Consider the following 23,319-nt stretch of genomic DNA (forward strand, 5'->3'; position numbering starts at 1 on the left):
TTAAACAATCTCCTGGCCAGCCCGGCGTGTCAGCTGGTGGTGGCCAGCGTGAACGGAAGGACGGCCACGGCGCCCGCCGCGCGCACGACCCTGGCTGCCATGGTCAGCGTCCACCCAGTGTCGGAGAGGTCGTCGACGAGCAGCACCGGTCCGCCGACGGAGGCGAAAAGGTCAGGATCCGGCGGCGTCCATGCCCCATCGAGTGCAGCGACGCGGTAGGCGGAGTTCGCCGCGGTCACCGGCCGCCGCGTCGGCGAGTACTGCAGGGTGCCGAGGTCGGTCAGCCTTCCGAGTCGGGCAAGCTCGCGGCTCAGGGAGGAAACGAGCAGCGGGTGACGTTCGGAATCCAATGCCATCACCGCCGCCGGCCGCTGCGCCCAGTCCCAGGACGCCAGCACCTTCACCGCCGCGGCAACGAGGTCGTCGGACACCTCGGCGTCGGGTTCGTCGAGCACGCGCCGCAACCGCGCACCCCACCCCAGATCCGTCAGCCTGCCGATGGCGCGTCCTGGTTCCGGGCCGTCGGCGATCCTGCCGCTCAGCTCGACGCCGAGCTTGGCCAGCCCGGACGGCCATTGTTTGCGTGGCGCGAGTTCCACGCCGGGACGCATCAGCCGTTGCCTCGTCTCCTCGGTGGTACCGGGATCGACATCGGCGCTGACGTGCTCGCCCGTGCAGTTGTCGCAGCGCCCGCACCGCTCCCCCGCCGCGAGTGACGGGTCGTCGAGTTGCCCACGCAGAAACGCCATCCGGCACCCGTCGGTCGCCTGGTAGTCCAGCATCGCCTGCTGTTCGCGCTTGCGGGCATCATCGAGCTTGCGGTACCGCGGCTCGTCGTACTCCCACGCCGCTCCCGTGCCGATCCAGCCACCCTTGACGCGGCGCACGGCACCGTCGACGTCGAGCACCTTGAGCACCATCTCCAACCTCGACCGCCCCAGGTCCACGAGGGGCTCGAGCGCGGGTGTCGACTGCGGCCGCTCTGGGTCCAGCACGCCAATCACGTTGCGCACCATGGACTCCGACGGGAACGCCACCGAGGCGAAATACCGCCAGACGTCCTGGTCCTCGTGGCCGGGCAACAAGATGACCTGTGCGCTCTCCGTGGCTCGTCCTGCACGGCCGACCTGCTGGTAGTAGGCGATCGGCGAGGACGGGGCACCGAGATGGACGACGAAGCCGAGGTCGGGTTTGTCGAACCCCATGCCCAGCGCCGACGTGGCCACCAGCGCCTTGACCCGGTTGGCCAGCAGATCCGCCTCGAGCTGTTCGCGTTCGGCGGCTTCGGTGGACCCGGTGTAGGCGGCGACGTCGTGGCCCTGCTCACGCAACAACGACGCGACGTCATGCGCCTGAGCGACGGTCAGGGTGTAGACGATCCCCGATCCTGGAAGCGAATCGATATGTGCCGCAAGCCAAGCCGCGCGTTGCGCCGGATTGCCCGCCTTGACCACGGATAGTCGCAGCGACTCCCGATCCAGGCCGCCGCGCAGCACCAGCGTGTCCTTGCCCCCGACGCCGAGTTGAGCGGCGACGTCCTCGACGACCCTGTCATTGGCGGTCGCGGTGGTGGCCAGCACGGGAACGTCGGCGCCGAGTTCACCGATCAGGGTGCGGATGCGTCGGTAGTCGGGTCGGAAATCGTGGCCCCAGTCCGACACACAGTGCGCCTCGTCGACGACGACGAGACCCGCGTCGTGCGCCAGCGCTGGCAGCACCTGATCGCGAAAGTCGGGATTGTTCAACCGTTCTGGGCTCACGAGCAGGACATCGAGCTCGCGGCGGTGCACGCGCTCGTTGATCTCGTCCCAGTCGGCGACGTTGCTGGAGTTGATGGTCGCGGCGTGCACCCCGGCCCGCTCGGCGGCGGCCACCTGGTTGCGCATCAGCGCCAACAGTGGCGACACGATCACCGTCGGGCCGCGGCCCGCTTCGCGCAGCAATTTGGCGGCGATGAAGTACACCGCCGACTTACCCCAACCCGTGCGCTGGACGACAAGTGCCCGCCGACGTGCGACGACGAGCGCTTCGATCGCGGTCCATTGGTCGTCGCGCAGGACGGCGGTCTGCCCCGCCAGCTGTTCCAGTAGCGCCTGTGCGGCCTGGCGTGTCAGGAGGCCGGTGCCGCTTCTTGTTCGCGCTTGATCTCCAGCGCAATGTCGATCAGCTGGTCCTCCTGGCCGCCGATCAGCTTGCGCTGGCCCGCGCGGTGCAGCAGTTGGTGCGCGGGCACGCCGTAGCGCTCGGACTGGCGGATGGCGTGCTTGAGGAAGCTCGAGTACACGCCGGAGTAGCCCATGATCAGCGCGTTGCGGTCCAGCAGGCACTCGGCCGGCATGGCGGGTGCGACGACCTCTTCCGCGGCGTCGGCGATGTCGAAGAAGTCGATGCCGGTCTTGACGCCGATCTTGTCGAACACGCCGATCAGCGCCTCGACCGGTGCGTTGCCCGCACCGGCGCCGAACCGGCGACACGACCCGTCGATCTGCTTGGCGCCCGCCCGCACGGCCTCGATGGAGTTGGCGACGCCGAGGCCGAGGTTCTCGTGGCCATGAAAACCGACCTGAGCGTCATCGCCGAGCTCGGCGACCAGCGCCGAAACTCGGTCGGCCACGCCCTCGAGCACCAGCGCACCCGCCGAGTCGACGACGTAGACGCACTGGCAGCCGGCGTCTGCCATGATGCGTGCCTGCGCCGCGAGTTTCTCGGGCGGAATCGTGTGGCTCATCATCAGGAAGCCGACCGTCTCCAAGCCCAGCTCGCGGGCCAGGCCGAAGTGCTGGATCGACACGTCGGCCTCGGTGCAGTGGGTGGCGATCCGGCAGATCACCCCGCCGTTGTTCTGCGCCTCCTTGATGTCCTCTTTGGTGCCGACGCCGGGCAGCATGAGGAAGGCGATCTTGGATTCCTTGGCCGTCTCGGCGGCCAGCTTGATCAGCTCCTGCTCCGGGGTCTTGGAGAACCCGTAGTTGAAGCTGGACCCGCCGAGCCCGTCGCCGTGGGTCACCTCGATGACCGGAACGCCCGCAGTGTCCAGCGCCGCGACGATCGCCTGCACCTCGTCCTTGGTGAACTGATGACGCTTGTGGTGGCTGCCGTCGCGCAGCGACGTGTCCGTCATCCGGATGTCCCACATGGGATTGAAGTAGATCTCGTCAGTGCTCATGCTTGCGCTCCAGTTCCCGCGGAGGCGCGATCCTTCGCGATCTCTTCCCCGACCTTGGTGGCCGCAGCGGTCATGATGTCCAGGTTTCCAGCGTAGGGCGGCAGATAGTCGCCCGCACCCTCCACTTCCACGAAGGTCGTGACCAGGTGGTTTCCGCCGTTGAACACCGTCGGCTCGTCGAACTGCGGCTCGTTGAGCAGCCGGTAGCCCGGCACGTAGGTCTGCACCTCGGCGACGACGTCCTTGATCGACTGCGTGATCGCATCGTGGTCGGCGTCCTCGGGGATCGCGCAGAAAATGGTGTCGCGCATGATCATCGGCGGATCGGCCGGGTTGAGGATGATGATCGCCTTGCCGCGCTTGGCACCACCGATGACCTCGACGCCCGCACTCGTGGTCTTGGTGAACTCGTCGATGTTGGCCCGCGTTCCCGGCCCGGCCGACGCCGACGACACCGACGCGACGATCTCGGCGTACGGCACGTCGACGACGCGACTCACCGCGTAGACCATCGGGATGGTGGCCTGACCGCCGCAGGTGACCATGTTTACGTTGGGCGCCTCCAGGTGTTCACGCAGGTTCGCCGGCGGGATCACGCCGGGGCCGACGGCGGCTGGAGTCAGGTCGATGGCGCGGATGCCCGCCTCGGCATAGCGCGGTGCGGCGTCGCGGTGCACGTAGGCGCTGGTGGCCTCGAACACCAGATCCGGTTTCTCGCTCTGCGCCAGCAGCCAGTCCACGCCCTCGTGCGACGTCTCCAGCCCGAGCTTGCGCGCCCGCGCAAGGCCCTCGCTCTCGGGATCGATCCCGATCATCCAGCGCGGCTCGAGCCACTCCGAGCGCAGCAGTTTGTACAGCAGGTCGGTGCTGATGTTGCCCGACCCGACGATGGCGACTGTGCTTTTCCTGGACGTTCCGGCCATTGTGACTTCCCTACTATTCGAAACTCAGGTGGACTGAACCTAACCCGGCGAAGTCGGCGACGAAATTGCTGCCAGGCGGTGCATCTATCGCACGCGTGCACGACCCCGGCAGCACGATGTCACCGGCCTTCAACCGGACCCCGAAGCCCTCTACTTTGCGCGCCAGCCACGCCACCGCGGTGACCGGGTTGCCGAGCACCGCATCGCTGCGGCCCTCCGCGACGACCTCGCCGTTGTTGGTGAGCACGGCGTCGATGTTGCGAATGTCGATGTCCTTCGGCGACACCCTGGCCTCGCCGAGCACCCAGCCCGCCGACGACGCGTTATCGGCGATCGTGTCGCAGAGCTTGATCTTCCAGTCGGTGATGCGGGTGTCGATCAACTCGATCGCGGGGGCGAACGCCGCCGTCGCCGCCAGGACGTCGTCCTCGGTGCATCCGGCACCGGGCAGGTCGTCGGCGAGGATGAAGCCGACCTCGACCTCGACCCGCGGGTACAGGTAGTTCGCCGAGACGACCGGCTTGTCTTCGTAGACCTGCATCTCGTCGAGCAGGTGCCCGTAGTCGGGTTCGTCGACGTTCATCATCTTCTGCATGGCCTCCGACGAGAGGCCGACCTTGTGCCCGATCACGCGGGCGCCCTCGGCGACCCGCTGGCGGATGTTGATCAGCTGAATCTCGTAGGCATCCACCACGTCGATATCGGCGTGCGCGTCGGTCAACGGGGCGATGGGCACGCGGCTGCGCTCCGCCTCGGCCAGATCGGCGGCGAGCTGTTCACGCACCTGAGCGCTGAGCATGTTTGCGAAGTCCCCTCGTTTGTTCGACCGGCGCAGTTGTTGTAAGGCCGGGCAATTCTATAACGTGTTCTACATGACTGGTCAGGAGTATGACGTCGTCGTGGTAGGAAGCGGCGCCGCCGGCATGGTCGCCGCCCTCACCGCCGCCCACCAGGGACTTTCCACAGTAGTCGTCGAGAAGGCTGCACACTATGGCGGTTCCACTGCGCGGTCCGGTGGCGGCGTGTGGATCCCGAACAACGAGATTCTCAAGCGAGACGGGGTCCAAGACAGCCCCGAGGCGGCGCGCACCTACCTACACGCGATCATCGGCGATGTCGTGCCCGCGGAGAAGGTCGACACCTACCTGGAGCGCGGACCCGAGATGTTGTCGTTCGTGCTGAAGAACTCGCCGCTGAAGATGTGCTGGGTGCCCGGCTACTCCGACTACTACCCCGAAACACCCGGCGGGCGTCCCGCTGGACGCTCGATCGAGCCGAAGCCGTTCAACGCCCGCAAGCTCGGCCCCGACGAGAAGGGCCTCGAACCGCCGTACGGCAAGGTGCCGCTGAACATGGTGGTGATGCAGCAGGACTATGTGCGTCTCAACCAGCTCAAGCGCCATCCGCGCGGGGTGCTGCGCAGCATCAAGGTCGGCGTGCGCTCCGTGTGGGCCAACGCCACCCGCAAGAACCTCGTCGGCATGGGCCGCGCCCTGATCGCGCCGCTGCGCATCGGGCTGCAGAAGGCGGGCGTGCCGGTCCAGCTGAACACCGCGCTGACCGATCTCTACGTGGAGGACGGCAGGGTCAGCGGGATTTATGTTGTTGATGCCCGTGACTCCGCTGGTGCTGAGCCGCAACTCATCCGGGCACGCCGCGCGGTGATCCTCGGGTCGGGTGGTTTCGAGCACAACGAGCAGATGCGGGTGAAGTACCAGCGCGCCCCGATCACCACCGAGTGGACGGTCGGCGCGAAGGCGAACACCGGCGACGGCATTCTGGCCGCCGAGAAGCTGGGCGCCGCACTAGAGATCATGGAAGACGCCTGGTGGGGTCCGACGGTTCCGCTGGTGGATGCACCGTGGTTCGCGCTGTCCGAACGCAACTCCCCGGGCTCCATCATCGTGAACATGGCCGGTAAGCGGTTCATGAACGAGTCGATGCCGTACGTCGAGGCGTGCCACCACATGTACGGCGGTCAATACGGCCAGGGCCCGGGTCCCGGCGAGAACATCCCGGCGTGGCTGGTGTTCGACCAGACCTATCGCGATCGCTACATCTTCGCGGGATTGCAGCCAGGACAACGGATTCCGACAAAGTGGATGGAATCCGGGGTAATCGTCAAGGCCGACACCATTGGCGAACTGGCCGAGCAGACGGGGGTGTCCGCAGAAGCCCTAACCGCGACGATCGAGCGCTTCAACGGCTTCGCCCGCTCGGGTGTCGACGAGGACTTCAAACGCGGCGAGAGCGCGTACGACCGCTACTACGGCGATCCGACGGTCAAACCGAACCCGAACCTCGGTGAGATCGCCAAACCGCCCTTCTACGCGGCGAAGATGGTGCCGGGTGACCTGGGCACCAAGGGTGGCGTCCGCACCGACATTCACGGGCGCGCGCTGCGCGACGACGGGTCGATCATCGAAGGCCTCTACGCCGCGGGTAACGTCAGCTCACCGGTGATGGGCCACACCTATCCCGGTCCCGGCGGCACCATCGGGCCCGCCATGACGTTCGGATACCTGGCAGCACTACACATCGCGGGGAAGAACTGATGCCCATCAATCTCGACGAGGCGCTGGGCGCCGAGCTTCCACCCGCTGAATTCTCCTGGACCAGTAGCGATGTCCAGCTGTACCACCTCGGCCTCGGCGCGGGCGGCGACCCGATGAACAAGCGCGAACTCCGCTACCTGACCGATGACACTCCGCAGGTCTTGCCGACGTTCGGCAACGTCGCTGCGACGTTCCACGACACCAAGCCACCTGCGGTCAAGTTCCCCGGTATCGACATCGAGCTGTCGAAGGTGCTACACGCCAGCGAAGCGGTGTCCGTGCCAGGGCCGATCCCGCCGTCGGGCACCGGCGTAGCTGTCACCCGGTTCACCGACATCTGGGACAAGGGCAAGGCCGCGGTGATCTGGTCGGAGACCACGGTCTCCTCACCGGACGGCACGGTTCTGTGGAAGCAGAAGCGGTCGATCTTCGCTCGCGGCGAGGGCGGCTTCGGGGGCGAACGCGGCCCGTCGACATCGTCGGAACCGCCGCAGCGCGCCGCGGATTTCGAGATATCGATCGCGGTGTCGCCACAGCAGGCCCTGCTGTACCGGATGTGCGGTGACCGCAATCCGCTACATTCGGATCCCGAATTCGCGGCCGCCGCAGGCTTTCCGAGGCCGATCCTGCATGGTCTGTGCACCTACGGCATGACCTGCAAGGCGATGGTCGACACCTTGCTCGACGGCGACACCGCCCGGGTCGGTAGCTACGGCGCCCGGTTCGCTGGTGTGGTGTTCCCCGGCGAGACGCTGCTGGCCAGCATCTGGAAAGAGGGCGAGGGTTTCACCGGCGTCGTGACCGCGCCCGAGCGTGACAACGCGGTGGCACTGGCGGGCGTGGAGCTCGTCCCCGCTTAGCAGCTGCCGCCGAGCCAGCGTCGCTTGAGGTCCCACGCCCCAAAGCCACCGAGCAGGGCAGAGCCGATGGCGAGGCCGACTGCGGCGCCGATGGCCCCCCAGTAGTGGGTCAGACACCCGATGGTCGGCAACGAGACGACGAACGCCGCCGCGTTGACTCGCAAGATCGTGCGGGTCTCCAGCGATGCCCGCAGCACCGACATCCAGATCGAGTACGGCACGCGCAGAACCGAACCCACTGCGACCACGATCAAGCAAGCGCGGAAATCGGCGCCGTTGTAGCCGTCCCCGAACAGCCGACCTATCCAGGGCGAGCCGATTGCCAGAACCACCGCGCCGGTGCTGACCAGCACCGTGGAGATCAGCCAGATTCGTCGCACGTGAAAGGTCGCCGCCGCGGGTTCGCGGGCCATGTGAGAGGTCAGTGCCGCGCCGGCCCCGTCTGGAACGAAGTCCAATGCCTGCGCGACGGCCATCGCGATCGCCAACGTCGCACCCGCAACCGGCCCCGCCAGCCAGGTGGTGACAAACGGCAGCACCAGGATGAGGCCGAACGACGTCGAGCTGGCGACGCCGTCACGAAAGACGAACGCGCCCATCGCCCGACGGCTGAGCCGGGGATCCGGCACGTCTTGCGACGGGACACCGCCGCGATGCTTGACCAACGCGGGAATGAGAAATGCGAAGGCAAACAATGCCGTCGCGGCGGCCGGGATGACGGTCGCCCACACTGCGGGCAGGTCCAGCCACCCCGCAAGTAACAGTACGAGACCGACCTTGACCAAAACCGAAACCAGGTTGAGGACCGGCAGCCACCGAGTGGCGTGCAGGCCGATCAGCGCCGCGTCCTTGAGGACGAACAATGCCAGCACCAGCGCGCCGGCAGGCACCAACAGCGCGGTTATGGAATCGCCGGCCACAGCTTCGCCGGCGAACTGGCCTGCCAGCGCCCCGACGGTCAGCGACACCACAACCGTGATGATCAGACCGTCGACGAGGCGCTGACGGCGGACGCACCCGGGCGCGGACAGCATGGCTTTGTAGGCACTGCCGACGCCGTAGGCGGTGACGGTCCCGATGGTCGTGATCAGGGAGATGAGCGCTGTCTGCACACCGAGTTCGTGAGCAGGTATCGTCCTGGCCGCCACGATCCAGAACAGCATGCCCGCCGCGGCGGTGAGAAAGTACGTCAGTACGATCGCGATCGAATCCCCGGCCAGCCCACTGCGCGGCTGCGGGCCCGACACAGTGATCGACATCAGTGCCGTCTCTCCTGCGCTGCGGCGTACACGTAACCGGCGCCGGCCGCCGCCACGCCAAGGACCAGTGCCGCCGATCGGGCCAGACCGCCGGGCGCGAAGCGACGAGTCCTCGGCGACAGGCCTTCCCGCACACCGCGCAGCAGCGCCCGCGGCACCGTGCTGGTCAGGTAGCTTCGCTCCGCGCTGGTGGCATCACGCGAGCCGACGAGCCGTGATATCTGTCGCTTCGATATGCCTTCGCCGAAGCACCGCCGCAGTGCGTACCGAAGTTTGGTGCGGTCGGCCGATACATAATGTGAAACGCGGAGATCGGGATCGAACAGGATCTTCTTCGACGGCCACCGCTGCGATATCCGGATACAGAATTCGGTCTCCTCGCAACCGACCGGGTGTCGTCCCACTCGCCCGAGATCGGTATTGAAACCGCCTACCGAGCCGAGGATTTCACGACGAAACGACATGTTGCAGCCCATGACGTTGCGTACCGGCAGCACCGTCGTCGGCAGCCCGACGTAGGCGCATCCGACGATCCAGTCGTACTCACCGGGCAGCCATCGCGGTCGTTCATCGGGCCACACCGGTTGGGCGGAGCCTCCCACGACTGCCACCGCGGCGTCGGCATAGTGGCCGGTGAGGGCGTCACGCCAGCCGGGATGCACCGCGGCGTCGTCGTCGACGAATGCAACGATGTCACCGGTGGCACAAGCGATCCCGCTGTTACGAGCACCGGACAGACCTTTCTTGTCCGTACTCGCGATGATCTGTAGCGCCGGTCGCCCGACGTCGCCGATCTCCCGTTGTGCGCGAGCCAACAGCGCAGCGTTGTGGTCGACGACGACGATCAACTCGTCCTCGTCGAGGAGTGTCTCGGCGGCGTTGCTCACTGAGCGCACCAGGTCGTCCCAGCGCTCGTCGGTGTATGCGCAGATGATCACGCTGACCCGGTGTGTCGCGGTGGCCGTCACGGCAGTCTCCATAGTTCGCTATCCGCTGTAGGACCAGACGGAGACCCAATCGACGAGCAGCCGTCCACTGTTGTTTCCGTTTCCGCGAGTTTCGGTTTGCAGCTGCCAACGCATCGGAGTGTCCGGCACCGATTCGCTGCTGTCGAGAACCACCACATCGTCCAGTAGGTAGCGCACCCGCCCCGGTGACCACTCAATGGTGTAGGTGTGCCAATCGGAGAACCGCGCACCGATGTCCCGGGAAGGAATCTTGCAGCCGTCGCATGAGGCGGGGCCTGCGAAGTGCTGGAAGCCACCGACCGGACCCGCCAACCCGCCTTCTGGAAAGTCCAATTCGCCGTCGTACGGCCAGTTTTCGGATTGCGGCCACAATAGCCAGGCGACGTAGTACTCGGTGAGATTGGGATTGTCGACGCGCATCCGTGCGGAGTACCGGCCGTAACGCTGGTACTGACTGCCGCTGCTTAGTATCGGGGAAGGGTTGGCGCCCGCAGGCTGACCGTCCACGCTCTGCAGGTTGAAGATGAGCATCCCGTCGGCCACCTGCAGCACTTGGTCCGACCGGTAGGGTCGGCGATCGATCGTGTCGTTGAAGCAGCGCGGATAGCTGAGCCACTGTTGGCCCTGCTGGCCCTGGTACACCACCTTCCGGGGATCGCAATCGTTGGCCCAACTTCCGATCGGAGCGTCCCGATCGAAGTCGTCGTAGAACACCGGCGTCCAGCCTGGCAATTCCATCCGCGGCGCTTGCCCCGAAGCCGGTGTCGGACAGGTAGCCACGACCACGGCCGTCAGCAATATCGCCGCCGAAACGGCACGTCTTGGCAACGTCAAGCCTTTCACGTCTGTAGCACCATTGAGAGGGCTGCGATTGCCACCGCGAAAACAGAGACGGTCACAGCAGCGAAGGTGAGCACGGTCTTCATGTCGTCATGGCCCAGATCGCCGGAATAGGACACCAGCCACTCACGGCGCAGGGTCGCCAAAACATACAGCAGTCCCGCAAGGGCAAAGAGCGCGATGACCGTCATTGCGGTATCCCGAGCAAAACGGGCTTGGCACCGGCGCGCTCGAGCACCGTGACGAGCTCGCTGCCGTAAACCGGGGTGAAGGCGTAGTAGGACACCAGCAACTCGATCGCCCGCGCCACCGCATCGTGGTCGACACGATAGCGGTATTCGAGAAGCTTCTCGTCCTGCCGAGTGACGATGAGATACGACGCGTCTGTTTCGGCGGTGCACTCGGCGAGATCGCGTCCCGCCTCGATGCAGGCGGCACCGACGTCGTGACCCCTGGGCAGGCCGAGCAACGTGCCTTGACCCCAGAAGGCGACCGACCCCGGAGCAACCTGCCTTGCCAATTGCTCCGAGATCGCCAGCTCGGCTGGGTCGGTGTGCTCGAACGACGTGTTCAACCCCCGATTGGTCAGGCCCCACAGCCCCAGGATGAGCAACAGCACACCTGTCACCAGGATGATGCCCGATCGCCGTCGGCGCCCTCTCGTTCCCAGCCGCAGCACTGACCGGAGTGCGATCGCCGCCAGCGGCGCCAATACCGGGGACGCGTAGAGGAAGCAGCGGATCACGACCTCCCCGCCATAGCTCTGCACCACGACCAACATGAAGGGCTGCAACGCGAGCGCCGCCGCAATGAGCCAGAACTTGGTCCGCCGTATCCGGTAAAGGCCGACCGCGGCCATGGCGAACAGCAGGACGCCGGCGCCGATCCGCAGCAGCTGCATATTGCTGTAGACAGGATCCCCAGCGATACGATTCGACACGCCGACGCCCAAGCTACTGCGCACGCTACCGAGTTCGTGAAGCAGTTCGCCGAGGTGGCCATGCCAGTATGCGCTGGCGCCGTAGGTGAACCACGCCGCGAAGATGAGAAGCGCTGCAAGCCAAAGCAGTTTGAGTCGTGTGACGCCGAGCACCGACATCGCCAGCAGTGCACCGATGGTCACCAGCGGTGTCAATTGATGCGACACCACCATGGCCGCGATCAGCACGACCAGCGCAACCTCCATCGCAAGTGACCATCGATAATCGGCGCCGGGAACCAGTCCGGGCAGGCGACTCCAGGGTTTCGTCAGTCCCGCGAATCGACCTCCGTGCAGTGCCGGCAGCCGTGCTGCCCGCAGCTGCCAGATCAATACCGCCAGAATGGTGGCGTAGAGCTGCATCGCGACCGCTTGCGGCGCAAAGTAATCCTGCTGATACCAGTTGAAAAGGACGAAGACGGTGACACCGAGCCAGGCCGTCCGGGCATTCCCGCTCAGCGCCAGGGCGATGGCATAAACCGGGAAGATCAGCAGTACACCGAAGAAGAAGGATGCACTGGTGACGAACACTGCGCTGTCGTTCAGCGACCCGATGCTCATCAGGTGCGCGGCGCCGGAAAAGAACCCGCCCCAACTGATTCTGGCGTCGACAGGTGGTGGCATGGCGCCGATGTCGAAGATCCAGTCGGCGATGTATCGGTGAACGTATGCCGTCGAGAATGGCGCTGTACGGTCCGCCCACGCCACCGGCATGGTCATGTACATCACCAACATCACGTTCGACAACGCGAGCGTCGCCTTGTCGATGACGGTCCTGCTGTACTCCACGGCGAGGACCACGCACAAAAGCGCAAACCCGGCAATGTATTTGATGCCCAGAATCCCGATCAGCCCGGTGGCGCCGCTACGACCGGTATCGAGGTCGGACACTCCGGCGACGAAGAGCGCCAGGGCGATGGCCAGCATCGCGATGCTGTATCCGCTGACTCTCCCGAGCGTTGCGCGAACACCGACAAGGAAGCTGTGGCCGGGCGACGCGCGAGGCACACTCGGGTGCGTGCGCCATCGGTTCGCGAGAAGCACGGTGGGCACCGTAGCCATGCCGAGAATCAGAAGCTGAACAGCAAAGGGGTGATGTAAGCCCGCGACATTGCTCAGCTGTGACAACAACAGGGTCGACGCGAGTGACAGCGCAACCGCCACACTGGCGAATATCCCGTTACGCGGCAGGCATAACCACGACGCAATCGGCAGGCCGGGCAGCGTCACGGAGGTGAGGACGACCAGCGCAACTCGGACTGCCGTGGGCACCAACTCACTCAGACCGATGATCGACAGAATCGTCAATATGGCTGAGGCACAGATCAATACGGACGACAGCACCAGGATCGTCGGCGTCTCGAAATCGCTCGGGGGCGCCGGACCGACCGTGCCACGCCGGTGCCGCCCGTTCGCGTGGCCTATGCGTATGGTGTCCAGGGAGCTAACCACCCGTGGCTACGCCTTCCGCATGTGCATCGTCATGAAGTCGCGAACACCGTCGATCACCCTGTCCAGGGTGCTTTTACTCATGTAGGGATGCAGCGGTAGCGTCAACACACTGTCGGCAGCGGCCTCGGTGACCTCGAGACTGCCGCGACGGCAATCGCGGTAGTAGCTGAAATGGTGCGCACCCAGGAAGTGGATGCCGGTGGCGATGCCGAGGCGTTTGAGGTGGTCGATCAGGGCTCCGCGCACACCGGCGTCGGGCAGCCTGATGACGTAAATGTATGGGGCGACGTCGGTCCAGTCGGTATCGAACAGCGTCACGCCGTCGAGATCGGCGAAAGCCTCGTCGTAGTAACGGCAGTACAGCTGCCGGTTGTCGATGAACTCATCGACGCGGGCCAGCTGCGAGAGGCCGATCGCGGCAGGGACCGAACCCAGGTGACAGCGGTAGCCCTGCCGGACCACGTCGAAATCCCAATTGCGTTGATTGCGGTATCGGGCGTCGGTATCTGAGTCGATACCGAGATGCCTTAGCTCGTGCAATGCCTGGACATCGTTGACATCAGAGGTGATCACCGCGCCGCCCTCCAGGCTGGTGATCGTCTTGACGGGCCCGAAGCTGAAGCAGGTGATGTCTCCGAACGAGCCGATCGCTCTGCCCTTACTGACGCTGCCGAAGGCGTGTGCCGCATCCTCGATGACCCTCAGGCCATGCTCGCGTGCGATCACCATCAGCTCGTCGAGATAGCAAGGGAGACCGAGGTAATCGACCGCCAGAATGGCCTTGGTCCGCGGACCGATCAGCTTGCGGACCTCGGCGGGGTCGATGCTCAGATACGTTGGCTCGATGTCACAGAACACGATCTCGGCGCCGGTACGGCTGATCGCCTGGTGGCCGGCGACATAGGTGAAGGAGGGGCAGATCACCTCGTCACCGAGTCCAAGACCGATCAGGCGGCCGGCCAGGTGCAGTGCCTCGGTGCACGAGTTCGTGGAGACCACCCGACGATCCTCCAGGCCGAGATAGCGCTCGATGGAGATCTCGAACTCCTGGCTCAGCTTTCCCATGCCCAGCCAACCCGCCGCGAGCGCGTCGGTCGCTGCTTTCTGCACATCGTCACCGAGATAAGGCCGATAGACCGGCACCGGTCCCTCGCTCTTGTCGACGACGTCGGTCGCGTCGCGCACTAGTCGTCCCAACCCTTCCACGGCGGGTTGCCCTGATTCCACAAATCGTTGAGGTAGATCTTGTCCCAGATGGTGTCCATCCCGCGCCAGAAGCCATGGTGCTTGTATGCGGCGAGTTGTCCTTCGGCAGAAAGTCTTTCAAGCGGCTCGCGTTCCAGAAGCGTGCTGTCACTGTCGATGTAGTCGAGAATCTTCGGCGAGGACACGAAGAATCCGCCATTGATCCAGCCACTGCTGCCCTTCGGCTTCTCCCTGAACTCTGCGTGCACGTCATCGATCTCGAGGGTCCCGAATCGGCCTGGCGGCTGCACCGCGGTCACGGTGGTGATCGAGCCCGCGTTCTTGTGAAAGTCGACGACCTTCGCGACGTCGATGTTCCCAACGCCGTCGCCGTAGGTGAACGCGAAGTCCTCGTTGCCGATGTGCTCTCGGGCGCGCAACAGTCGGCCACCGGTCATCGTTTCTAACCCGGTGTCCAGCAACGTGACACGCCAGGGTTCACTGGTGGACTTCAAGGTCCTGATCGTGTTGTTCTCGAGATCAATCGTCACATCGCTGGTGTGCAGGAAGTAGTTCGCGAAATACTCCTTGATCATGTAGCCCTTGTATCCGAGCAGCACGATGAAGTCGGTGATGCCGGCCGAGGCGTAGATCTTCATGATGTGCCAGATGATCGGGCGTCCGCCGATTTCGACCATCGGTTTCGGACGGTCCTGCGACTCCTCACTGATGCGGGTGCCTCGACCGCCCGCCAAGATGACTGCTTTCATTCGGGTGTCTCCTCATCTCTGCGATTCCATCTCAATTCGTCGTCCAGCAGACGTTTCTCGATGAGTTGCTGAAGGGTGCGCAACCGCACATAGTCCGGCCCGTCGAACAGTTCGGCCGTCATGTTTCCGGCGGCGAAAGCGTCGCGGAGCTGTGCGATACCCGCCGGCACAGTCCACGTCGGACGGTAACCGGGTAGCTGGGTCTCGATCTTCGTGAAATCGACCAGGTAGTTTCTGATATCCGGGACGGCGTGTTCACCACAAGTGACGACGCAGTCGGGGACCAGTTCGGCGACGAGCTTTGCCACGTCGGCGATCCGATAGTTCTCGGCCGACCTGCCCACGTTGAAGGCTTCGTCGTGAACGGTTTCACGTGGTGCGGAGAGTGTTTGGGCGAATGCGTGCGCTATGTCGAGAACGTGGACCAGCGGGCGCCACGATTGGCCATCGCTGAGCAACAGCACACGGCCACTGGTCATCGCATGTCCGACCAGGTTGTTGACAACCACATCCTCACGCAACCGCCTCGACAGCCCGTATGCCGTCGCGTTCCTCAGATAGGTCGGCGAGAAGGTGTCGTCGGCGAGCGCCGAGAGCGCGCGCTCGACCTGGATTTTAGACTCACCGTATGGTGTCACCGGATTGAGCGGGGCCAGTTCGGAAAGTGCCTTGTCACCGCCGCGACCGTAGAGGCTGCACGACGACGAGAACACGAAGCGGCTGACGCCAGCGGCCTTGGCCGCCTCAGCCAAGCTGACGCTGGCGTGCAGGTTGATGTCGTAGGTCAGCTGTGGATTCAGTGCCGATACCGGATCGTTCGACAGCGCGGCCAGGTGCACCACGGCGTCGAACCCTCGCAGCTCGCGGGCGCTCACGTCGCGGATATCCATCGCGAGCATCGGAATCGGATCGGGAGAGCGCAGGAAGTCGCGCCCGGCATAGTAATCCGTATCGAGCCCGACGACGTCGTGCCCCAGTTGTCTCAAGACTGGGACCATCTCTGCGCCGAGGTAGCCGCGATGGCCGGTCATCAAGACTCGCATAACACCCCTCCTTCGCTTGGCACCCGATCAGGAACATCGGGCCACACGTTCGGCTGCACCGATCTGTAGGTGCGTTCGACCATGGCCGTCATGCCGTCCTCGGAGAAATCGTCGGCGACCGAGAATGCGTTGGCAGAGTTGCTTTCCCAGAGCGAGCGGTCGCAGGTCAGCGATACCAGTGTTGACGTCCCTGCGTCGAGATCGGAGTCCAACACCGCCCCACAGCCGCCGTTCCCGATGATGTCGGCGATCTCACCGCAGGGTGTCGTCACCACGGGGGTGCCACTGGCGAGCGCCTCGAGAGCCGCGAGTGGCAGGCCCTCCCACTTCGACGTCATCAGGAACACCTTTGACTGTGCGATCAGGTCCCGAGTGGCCTCATGCGTGCCGCCCTGCGATACCGTCACGACGTCGTTCAGGCCCAGCAGGCGTTGATGATCAATGAACTGCTGCTGCAGCGATCCCGCGCCGGGCGCGATCCACACGGCTCTCAGGCCGGCGTTGTGCCGGTGCAGGCGCGCCACCAAGTCGAGGAAGGCGAGGGGATCCTTCTGCTCCTCAAACCGGCCGACACCGACGATGTCGTAGCACCGGCGTCCGAACGGCAGGGGATCACCGGGACGTTTGCGCGCGCCGTTGGACACTACGCTCAAATGGCGATTCGCCAACCGCGGATAATGTGACTGCAGACCGCTCCGTACGTGATTCGACACCGCGACGATGGTCGAGGCGCGAAACGAAAGCAATCGGTGGCCCGACATGACGTTGTGGACGTGTTCGATGGTGCGGGCACGCGCGCCGAGAAGGACGGCAAGCAGACCGAGAATCCTTTGTTGACAATGGATCACGTCAGCCGAACGGATCAGCTCGACGACCTTGCGACTCGGCACTGTATGGACGTCGACGCCGGATTCGACCAGCCGGTGATCCCACTCTCCGGGGCGCAGTGACACGACGTCGACCTGGCACCCCCGAGCGCGGAAGTGGTTCGCCAGCTGTAGGACGAAGTGTGAGACTCCCCCCGGACTCAACCGGTCGGTCGCCAGGACGATGCGCGGCGGCCGAACCAACGTGGTCGACGCCTGGCTCACGATCCCGACCCGGCTGCTGCTTCCGACGCGAGCGAACTGGTCCCGAGCTCGTTAATGAACTGGCCCGCATTGCGCTGACGTGGCGCGCGCCGTCCGCGCAGGGTGGTCTCCAATACCCGTCGGCCGTCGCGTATGGCACGCAGGTTCGACTTGCCCGCTCGGCGCGGCATTTCGAGGCTGGGGACCTCGGCGATGCGGAGACCGGATTGCACTGCCCGAACTGTCATCTCCGCCTCGATCTCGAATCCGGTCGCGGTGAGATCGAGAAGGTCGAGATAGCGGCGGTGGAATGCGCAGAAGCCGTAGCACAGATCGGTGAGTTCCGTCCCGTACAGGTTGTTGAAGACGGACAGCAGGAATCGGTTGCCGAGCCGCCGGAACGGCGTGATGTCCAGTGACCCCCCGCCACCCATGAACCGCGAGCCCTTGACGAAGTCATAGCCATTGGCCAAGAAGTGCACGTAGTGCCGGATCTCCTGGGGCGACATGCTGCCGTCCGCGTCCATCATGACAATCACGTCGCCGGTCGCCGCGAGGAAGCCGGTTCGCAATGCGCTGCCCTTGCCGGTGCCCTCCTGTGCCACGACCTTGACGTCCGGTCGGTAACTGCGGGCGGTGATCAACGTGGCGTCTGTCGATTCGCCGTCGACGAGGATGATTTCGTCGACATCGTCGGCGATCTGCTCCAGAACCCACGCGATGTTGCGGGCCTCGTTACGTACCGGGATGACGAGACTGACCGAAGACGTTTGGGCGCCACCGGATGGTTTGGGTAACGAGCTGAGTAACGGCTTTGCGTGTTCGGCAGATCCGTTGCCGTTGGTCACCGCACTGGTCATTTGTGTACTCCGATCAGAGATGGGCGTGATGGGGCAGCAACGAGGTGCCTCGATGAACCAGTTCTTGTCTCGCGTGCGTCCGGCGCGGGGCCCCTGCGGCCTGCCAAGGTCAAAACTCCTGACTTGTTTTCGTCGCCCCCGCGAACGTGATTTCAGCCGGGCTCGATCGCCGTCCCGACGGCCGATGGACTCTCGTTGTCCGTGAGCTGGCCACCGTGACTGCTCTTACCTAGATCAGCTTTCCGACTGCGTCATGAACAGAGTAGGAGTTTGCCAGATCTGCAGCAACTCGAGAGTTTGCATGAACTGGGCAAAGCTTGCGTTTTCAATCAAATAGCCCGGCGGCGACTCTTCGCGTACTGGCTACCGCCGCAGCGTCTTCCCTGCTGCAGACGCGTATTGCCGGGAGAACCTCTGCTTTTCCCGGCGATCGACTCGAATTTACTTACGTTCTCGTTAGTGACGAATCCCACACGCCGGCACTGTCTCTCGACTCCCAGATCTGGGACAGCAATGGCGCTACGAGTCGGATATCGGGCGCAGATTTGTTTGTTAGATTTGCACTTATATGCACGCAAAGCCTAAACCTGCTGGCCGATGGGCGGATCACCGAGATCGCCGAGTAGCCCGACCGCATCGCGCGGTCGGGCATCGTGTCGACAGCGGGCGTCAGCCCAGAATCAACCCGGAGGTGGGGACACCGGTGCCTGCGGTCACCAACACGTGCTCGACGTCGTCCACCGGGTTCACCGACGTCCCGCGAAGCTGCCGGACACCTTCGGCGATGCCGTTCATGCCATGGATGTACGCCTCACCGAGCTGACCACCGTGGGTGTTGATCGGCAACCTGCCGCCGATCTCTATCGCGCCGTCCTTGATGTAGTCCTTGGCCTCACCCGGAGCGCAGAACCCCAGCTCCTCCAGCTGGATGAGCGTGAACGGCGTGAAGTGGTCGTACAGGATCGCGGTCTGGATGTCGGCGGGCGTCAGCCCGGACTGCTCCCAGAGCTGCCTACCGACCAAGCCCATCTCCGGCAGCCCCAATTCCGACCGGTAGTAGCTTGTCATCGAATACTGATCGGGGCTGGAACCCTGCGAGGCCGCCTCGATGACGGCGGGCCGGTGCTTGAGATCCTTGGCCCGCTCAGCAGACGTAATCACAAGCGCCACACCACCATCGGTCTCCTGACAGCAGTCAAGCAGCCGCAGCGGCTCGGCAATCCACCGCGAGTTCTGGTGATCCTCGATAGTGATCGGCTTCTCGTAGAAGTACGCCTTCGGATTGTTGGCGGCGTGCTTACGGTCGGCCACCGAGACGGCGCCGAAGTCCGCGCTGGTCGCACCGGAGTAGTGCATGTAGCGCTGGGCGATCATCGCCACCTGAGCGGCAGGCGTGGACAGACCGTGCGGATACGAGAACGAATTGTCCACACCGGTGGAGTCGGCGTTCTCCACGAGTCGCATCTGAACCTGGCCGAAGCGCATGCCCGACCGCTCGTTGAAGGCCCGGTATGCCACAACGCAATCCGCGACCCCGGTGGCCACCGCGATCGCTGCCTGCTGGACCGTGGCGCACGCCGCGCCACCACCGTGATGGATCTTGGAGAAGAATTTCAACTCACCGATTCCGGTGGCGCGCGCAATCGACACCTCGGTGTTGGAGTCCATGGTGAAGGTGACCATGCCGTCCACATCGGCCGGTGTCAGGCCGGCGTCGTCGAGCGCGTCCAGCACGGCTTCGGACGCCAGCCGCAATTCGCTGCGACCGGAGTTCTTGGAGAAGTCGGTGGCGCCGATCCCGACGATCGCCGCCTTTCCGGAAAGCTCACCCGGCATCAGGCATCTCCGATCGTCAACGTCGCGGTGGCGATCACATGATCGCCAAGGCTGTTGCTACCAGTCACTTTCAGTGAGATCAGGCCGTCCTCGACGGCGGTGACCTCACCTCTGAACGTGACGGTGTCATACGCGTACCACGGCACACCGAGCCGCAGCCCGATCGTCTTGATGATCGCGTTCGGTCCGGCCCAGTCGGTGATGTAGCGCTGCACGAGGCCGGTATCGGTCAGGATGTTGACGAAGATGTCTTTGGAACCCTTGGCCTGTGCCTTGTCCCGGTCGTGGTGCACATCCTGATAGTCGCGCGTGGCAATCGCCGTCGACACGATGAACGTCGGATCGCCGTAGAGTGCGAGCTCGGGCAGCTTCGTGCCCACCTGGATTTCCGGAGCCGCTCCGGCGGCGACATCAGACCCTGTGGCGCTCACTTTGCGGGCTCCCATGCGTAGTTGGTCCAAGCAGGCCCGGAATCCCCTTCGGGAAAGTCGATATACATTGCGCGGACCGGCAATCCGATCTCCACCTCCGCGGGGTCGACGTTTCGGAGCTCGCCGAGCATCCGCACACCCTCTTCGAGTTCGACCAATGCGATGACGAAGGGCAGCGTGCGGCCGGGCACCTTCGGGGCGTGGTGCACCACGAAGCTGAACACCGTCCCTTTACCGGAGGCGACGACGTGGTCGGTCTCCAGCTCCTTGTCCTGCCAGAGTGCCGGCACGGGTGGATGCTGCAGCGTGCCGTCGCCGCGCTTCTGGATACGCAACTCGTGCGCGTTGACGCCGTCCCAGAAGAACTTCGTGTCCCGCGACGATGCCGGCCGCATCATCGAGTCGGCGTCCAAGTCATCGGGCACCGCGCCGGTCGCAGCGTCCTGATCGGCGGGCCTGAACTTCATGATGCGCCACATCATCTCGGCGACGTCTTCGTCGCCGACCTGCCAGGAGATCCGCTGGGTGATGAAGAAACCCTCGCCGAGCGCGGTCCGCTTGGGGCCGACGACGTCGGTGAGCTCCGCGGCGACGCTGACCTGCTCACCGGGGCGCAGGTAGCGGTGATAGGTCTGCTCGCAGTTCGTCGCGACGACGCCGATATACCCTGCGTCGTCGAACAATCCGAGGATCTTGCCCAGCGGATCGTCGTCGGCGCGGTTGCCGCCCAGCCCCATCATGGTCCAGACCTGGATCATCGCGGGAGGTGCGACGGTGCCCGGATGACCCGCCGCCTTGGCGGCTGCCTCGTCGACGTAGATGGGGTTGGTGTCCCCCATTGCGTCGAGCCAGTGGTCGATCATCGGCTGGTTCACCGGGTGACGGGCAACCCGCGGCTTGCTCTTGCCCTCGGCCTTGACCCGCTCGGCGGCCTTCTGGATGTCCTCGACCGCGCTCACCGGGGAACCCTCGGCACCTTCAGTCCGGCCGCCGCGATCATTTCTCGCATCACTTCGTTGACACCTCCGCCGAACGTGATCACCAAATTGCGTTTGGTCTGCGAGTCCAGCCACTCGAGCAGTTCTGCGGTTTCCGCATCCGCCGGGTTGCCGTACTTACCGACGATCTCCTCGGCGAGCCGGCCGGCATATTGGATCCGCTCGGTGCCGAACACCTTGGTGGCGGCGGCATCTGCGACGTCGATGGTCTCGCCGGAGGCGGCCACCTGCCAGTTCAGCAGCTCGTTGATCCGCCACATCGCCTTGAGTTCGCCGAGCGACCGCTTCACGTCGTCGTGATCGAGAGGGGTGTCGCCGTTGGAACCGGGCTTCGCGGCCCAGTCGTGTACCCGGTCGTACAGCGAGGCGAATCGCCCTGCCGGACCGAGCATCACGCGTTCGTTGTTCAGCTGCGTCGTGATCAGGCGCCAGCCGCCGTTCTCCTCGCCGACCAGCATCTCGGCGGGTACCCGGACGTCGTTGTAGTACGTCGCGTTCGTATGGTGAGCGCCGTCGGACAGAATCATCGGCGTCCAGCTGTAGCCGGGATCGGTTGTGTCGACGATCAGCATCGAAATGCCCTTGTGCTTGGCGGCTTCCGGGTCGGTACGGCACGCCAGCCATACGTAGTCGGCGTCATGTCCACCGGTGGTGAACACCTTCTGGCCGTTGACGATGTATTCGTCGCCCTGCTTGACCGCGGTGGTGCGCAGCGATGCGAGGTCGGTGCCGGCCTCGGGCTCGGTGTAGCCGATCGCGAAATGGATTTCACCGGCGAGGATGCCGGGAAGGAACTTCTTCTTCTGGAGATCGGTGCCGTACTGCTGCAGCGTCGGTCCCACGGTCTGCAGGGTGACGGCGGGCAGGGGCACGTCGGCGCGGTGTGCCTCGTTGACGAAGATCGACTGCTCGATGGGGCCGAAGCCCAGGCCGCCGAATTCCTTGGGCCAGCCGACACCCAGCTTGCCGTCGGAGCCCATCCGCTTGATGATCGCGCGGTAGGCCTTGCCGTGGCGGTCGCTCTCCATCTCCTTGTGCTCTTCGGGCGAGATGAGGTTCAAAAAGTACTGCCGCAGTTCGGCTTGGAGCTGCTTTTGCTCAGGGGTCAGTTCGATGTACATTGCGCTCCCACCAGATCGAGTCGGTGCGACGGGCCGCCAACCAGCCGGGTCAGGTCCTTGACGCCGGAGTAGTAGCGGTCCATCGGATAGTCGATGTCCATTCCCATCCCACCGTGCAGATGGTGGCACAACTGCATCGCCGGCGGCGCCTCTGAGGCCAGCCAGTAGCCGAGGATGTCGGTGTCGTCGTCGGCGTCCAGCCCTTCAGAGAGCCGCCACAACACGGAGGTCGCGGCCAAGGTCAGTGTGCGAGAGGCGATGTATACCTCAGCGAGCTGTGCGGCGACGGTTTGGAACGTCGACAGCGGCTTGCCGAACTGCTCACGGTTGGCCACGTAGTCCGCGGTCAGCCGTAGGGCGCCCGCGACCAGACCCGACGCGAACGCGCCGATGCCCGCCAGCGCCAGCTGGTTCACCCGCCGCGGCTGCGCACCGTCGAGCACCCCGTCGACCTCGGCATCGGAGAAAGTCACCGAGTACTCGTCGCCGTGGTTGGCGGTCGGCGTCTTGACCACCTGTACGCCCGCGGCCTTCGGGGAGATCACCGCAACAGCGCCGCCGGCGGTCACGATCAGCCAATCCGCCTGTTCCGCATAGGGAACCGCGACCTTGACCCCGTTCAGCCTCCCGCCGGAAAGCGAGGTCGCGGGCCGGTCCGGCAGCGGTGCGCCGGGCTCGTTGAGCGCCGCGGAGAGCACGGAGCCCTTCGGCACCCCAGCGAGGTAGCGATCCTGCTGCTCGTCGGACGCCAGCTCCAGCAGCGGGATCAACCCGAGACCCAGTGTCGCCAGCGCGGGACTCACGGTGCCGTGTCTGCCGATCTCGATGAGTGCGGTGCCGACCTCGGCGAGGCCCAGGCCGTCGCCACCGAGGCGGTCGGGTACGCCGAAGGCCGTGATGCCGCCGGACACCAGCGCGTCCCAGCTGTTGTCCCTGCCGAGCGCCGACGTCACCACATCGGCGACAGCCTGCTGTCCTTCGTCCGGACTGAAATCCACCGAAT

21 protein-coding genes are annotated in these 23,319 nt (G+C 64.8%); 2 read left to right on the forward strand and 19 right to left on the reverse strand.

Annotated elements, in window-relative coordinates:
* Positions 1-29: 29 nt before the first annotated feature.
* Genes G6N36_RS18405 through G6N36_RS18420 form a run of 4 tightly spaced genes read right to left on the reverse strand, consistent with a single transcriptional unit; the run spans position 30 to position 4,888 of the window.
* The gene (locus tag G6N36_RS18405; RefSeq protein ID WP_163690750.1) at positions 30-2,114 is read right to left on the reverse strand and encodes a RecQ family ATP-dependent DNA helicase; all 2,085 of its coding nucleotides are present in this window, start codon (positions 2,112-2,114) and stop codon (positions 30-32) included.
* Positions 2,111-3,166: a 4-hydroxy-2-oxovalerate aldolase gene (gene dmpG, locus G6N36_RS18410; RefSeq protein ID WP_163688352.1), complete on the reverse strand. Its 1,056-nt coding sequence runs from the start codon at positions 3,164-3,166 to the stop codon at positions 2,111-2,113. Before dmpG ends, G6N36_RS18405 begins: the two co-directional genes overlap by 4 nt.
* Positions 3,163-4,089, reverse strand: coding sequence for an acetaldehyde dehydrogenase (acetylating) (locus G6N36_RS18415; protein WP_163688353.1), 927 nt, complete (start codon positions 4,087-4,089; stop codon positions 3,163-3,165). Before G6N36_RS18415 ends, dmpG begins: the two co-directional genes overlap by 4 nt.
* Positions 4,090-4,102: 13 nt before the next feature.
* A complete protein-coding gene (locus tag G6N36_RS18420) occupies positions 4,103-4,888 on the reverse strand; it encodes a 2-keto-4-pentenoate hydratase (protein ID WP_163688354.1) in 786 nt (261 codons plus the stop codon).
* 73 nt (positions 4,889-4,961) lie between these two features.
* Between G6N36_RS18420 and kstD the strand changes: the two genes are divergently transcribed.
* Both kstD and G6N36_RS18430 read left to right on the forward strand, forming a co-directional pair.
* Complete coding sequence (kstD, locus tag G6N36_RS18425; RefSeq protein ID WP_163688355.1) at positions 4,962-6,644, forward strand: 3-oxosteroid 1-dehydrogenase; 1,683 nt, start codon at positions 4,962-4,964, stop codon at positions 6,642-6,644.
* The gene (locus G6N36_RS18430) at positions 6,644-7,504 is read left to right on the forward strand and encodes an enoyl-CoA hydratase ChsH3 (RefSeq protein WP_163688356.1); all 861 of its coding nucleotides are present in this window, start codon (positions 6,644-6,646) and stop codon (positions 7,502-7,504) included. The genes kstD and G6N36_RS18430 overlap by 1 nt, the downstream gene beginning before the upstream one ends.
* Here the strand turns inward: G6N36_RS18430 and G6N36_RS18435 are convergent.
* The 15 genes from G6N36_RS18435 to G6N36_RS18505 form a co-directional block, all read right to left on the reverse strand.
* Positions 7,501-8,763 carry a lipopolysaccharide biosynthesis protein gene (locus G6N36_RS18435; protein ID WP_163688357.1) on the reverse strand — a complete coding sequence of 421 codons (1,263 nt, stop codon included), beginning with the start codon at positions 8,761-8,763 and terminating at the stop codon, positions 7,501-7,503. The genes G6N36_RS18430 and G6N36_RS18435 overlap by 4 nt on opposite strands.
* On the reverse strand, positions 8,763-9,731 hold the full coding sequence (locus tag G6N36_RS18440) for a glycosyltransferase family 2 protein (protein ID WP_235690097.1): 969 nt from the start codon (positions 9,729-9,731) through the stop codon (positions 8,763-8,765). Before G6N36_RS18440 ends, G6N36_RS18435 begins: the two co-directional genes overlap by 1 nt.
* A gap of 18 nt (positions 9,732-9,749) precedes the next feature.
* Positions 9,750-10,469: a glycoside hydrolase family 16 protein gene (locus tag G6N36_RS18445; RefSeq protein WP_163688359.1), complete on the reverse strand. Its 720-nt coding sequence runs from the start codon at positions 10,467-10,469 to the stop codon at positions 9,750-9,752.
* A 101-nt stretch (positions 10,470-10,570) separates the two neighbouring features.
* On the reverse strand, positions 10,571-10,762 hold the full coding sequence (locus G6N36_RS18450; RefSeq protein WP_163688360.1) for a hypothetical protein: 192 nt from the start codon (positions 10,760-10,762) through the stop codon (positions 10,571-10,573).
* Positions 10,759-13,002 (reverse strand): hypothetical protein, encoded by a 2,244-nt coding sequence (locus G6N36_RS18455; protein WP_163688361.1) that lies wholly within the window; start codon positions 13,000-13,002, stop codon positions 10,759-10,761. Before G6N36_RS18455 ends, G6N36_RS18450 begins: the two co-directional genes overlap by 4 nt.
* Positions 13,003-13,008: 6 nt before the next feature.
* Positions 13,009-14,187: a DegT/DnrJ/EryC1/StrS family aminotransferase gene (locus G6N36_RS18460; protein ID WP_163688362.1), complete on the reverse strand. Its 1,179-nt coding sequence runs from the start codon at positions 14,185-14,187 to the stop codon at positions 13,009-13,011.
* Positions 14,187-14,957, reverse strand: a complete 771-nt coding sequence (gene rfbF / locus G6N36_RS18465) for a glucose-1-phosphate cytidylyltransferase (protein ID WP_163688363.1) — start codon at positions 14,955-14,957, stop codon at positions 14,187-14,189. Before rfbF ends, G6N36_RS18460 begins: the two co-directional genes overlap by 1 nt.
* Positions 14,954-16,000, reverse strand: coding sequence for an NAD-dependent epimerase/dehydratase family protein (locus G6N36_RS18470; RefSeq protein ID WP_163688364.1), 1,047 nt, complete (start codon positions 15,998-16,000; stop codon positions 14,954-14,956). Before G6N36_RS18470 ends, rfbF begins: the two co-directional genes overlap by 4 nt.
* Entirely contained in the window at positions 15,988-17,091 is a 1,104-nt protein-coding gene (locus tag G6N36_RS18475; RefSeq protein ID WP_163688365.1) for a glycosyltransferase family 4 protein, read from the reverse strand. Before G6N36_RS18475 ends, G6N36_RS18470 begins: the two co-directional genes overlap by 13 nt.
* A complete protein-coding gene (locus G6N36_RS18480) occupies positions 17,088-17,930 on the reverse strand; it encodes a glycosyltransferase family 2 protein (protein WP_163688366.1) in 843 nt (280 codons plus the stop codon). The genes G6N36_RS18475 and G6N36_RS18480 overlap by 4 nt, the downstream gene beginning before the upstream one ends.
* Before the next feature lie 669 nt (positions 17,931-18,599).
* Positions 18,600-19,766 carry a 17-hydroxy-3-oxo-4-pregnene-20-carboxyl-CoA lyase gene (locus G6N36_RS18485; RefSeq protein WP_163688367.1) on the reverse strand — a complete coding sequence of 389 codons (1,167 nt, stop codon included), beginning with the start codon at positions 19,764-19,766 and terminating at the stop codon, positions 18,600-18,602.
* Entirely contained in the window at positions 19,766-20,197 is a 432-nt protein-coding gene (locus tag G6N36_RS18490) for a MaoC family dehydratase (RefSeq protein ID WP_308205936.1), read from the reverse strand. The genes G6N36_RS18485 and G6N36_RS18490 overlap by 1 nt, the downstream gene beginning before the upstream one ends.
* The gene (locus tag G6N36_RS18495) at positions 20,194-21,156 is read right to left on the reverse strand and encodes a bifunctional MaoC family dehydratase N-terminal/OB-fold nucleic acid binding domain-containing protein (RefSeq protein ID WP_163688369.1); all 963 of its coding nucleotides are present in this window, start codon (positions 21,154-21,156) and stop codon (positions 20,194-20,196) included. The genes G6N36_RS18490 and G6N36_RS18495 overlap by 4 nt, the downstream gene beginning before the upstream one ends.
* Positions 21,153-22,316 (reverse strand): acyl-CoA dehydrogenase FadE29, encoded by a 1,164-nt coding sequence (gene fadE29 / locus G6N36_RS18500; protein ID WP_163688370.1) that lies wholly within the window; start codon positions 22,314-22,316, stop codon positions 21,153-21,155. The genes G6N36_RS18495 and fadE29 overlap by 4 nt, the downstream gene beginning before the upstream one ends.
* Positions 22,301-23,314 carry an acyl-CoA dehydrogenase family protein gene (locus G6N36_RS18505; RefSeq protein ID WP_163688371.1) on the reverse strand — a complete coding sequence of 338 codons (1,014 nt, stop codon included), beginning with the start codon at positions 23,312-23,314 and terminating at the stop codon, positions 22,301-22,303. Before G6N36_RS18505 ends, fadE29 begins: the two co-directional genes overlap by 16 nt.
* Between the last annotated feature and the right edge of the window lie 5 nt (positions 23,315-23,319).

The organism is Mycolicibacterium gadium (assembly GCF_010728925.1).
GTDB classification, from domain to species: domain Bacteria; phylum Actinomycetota; class Actinomycetes; order Mycobacteriales; family Mycobacteriaceae; genus Mycobacterium; species Mycobacterium gadium.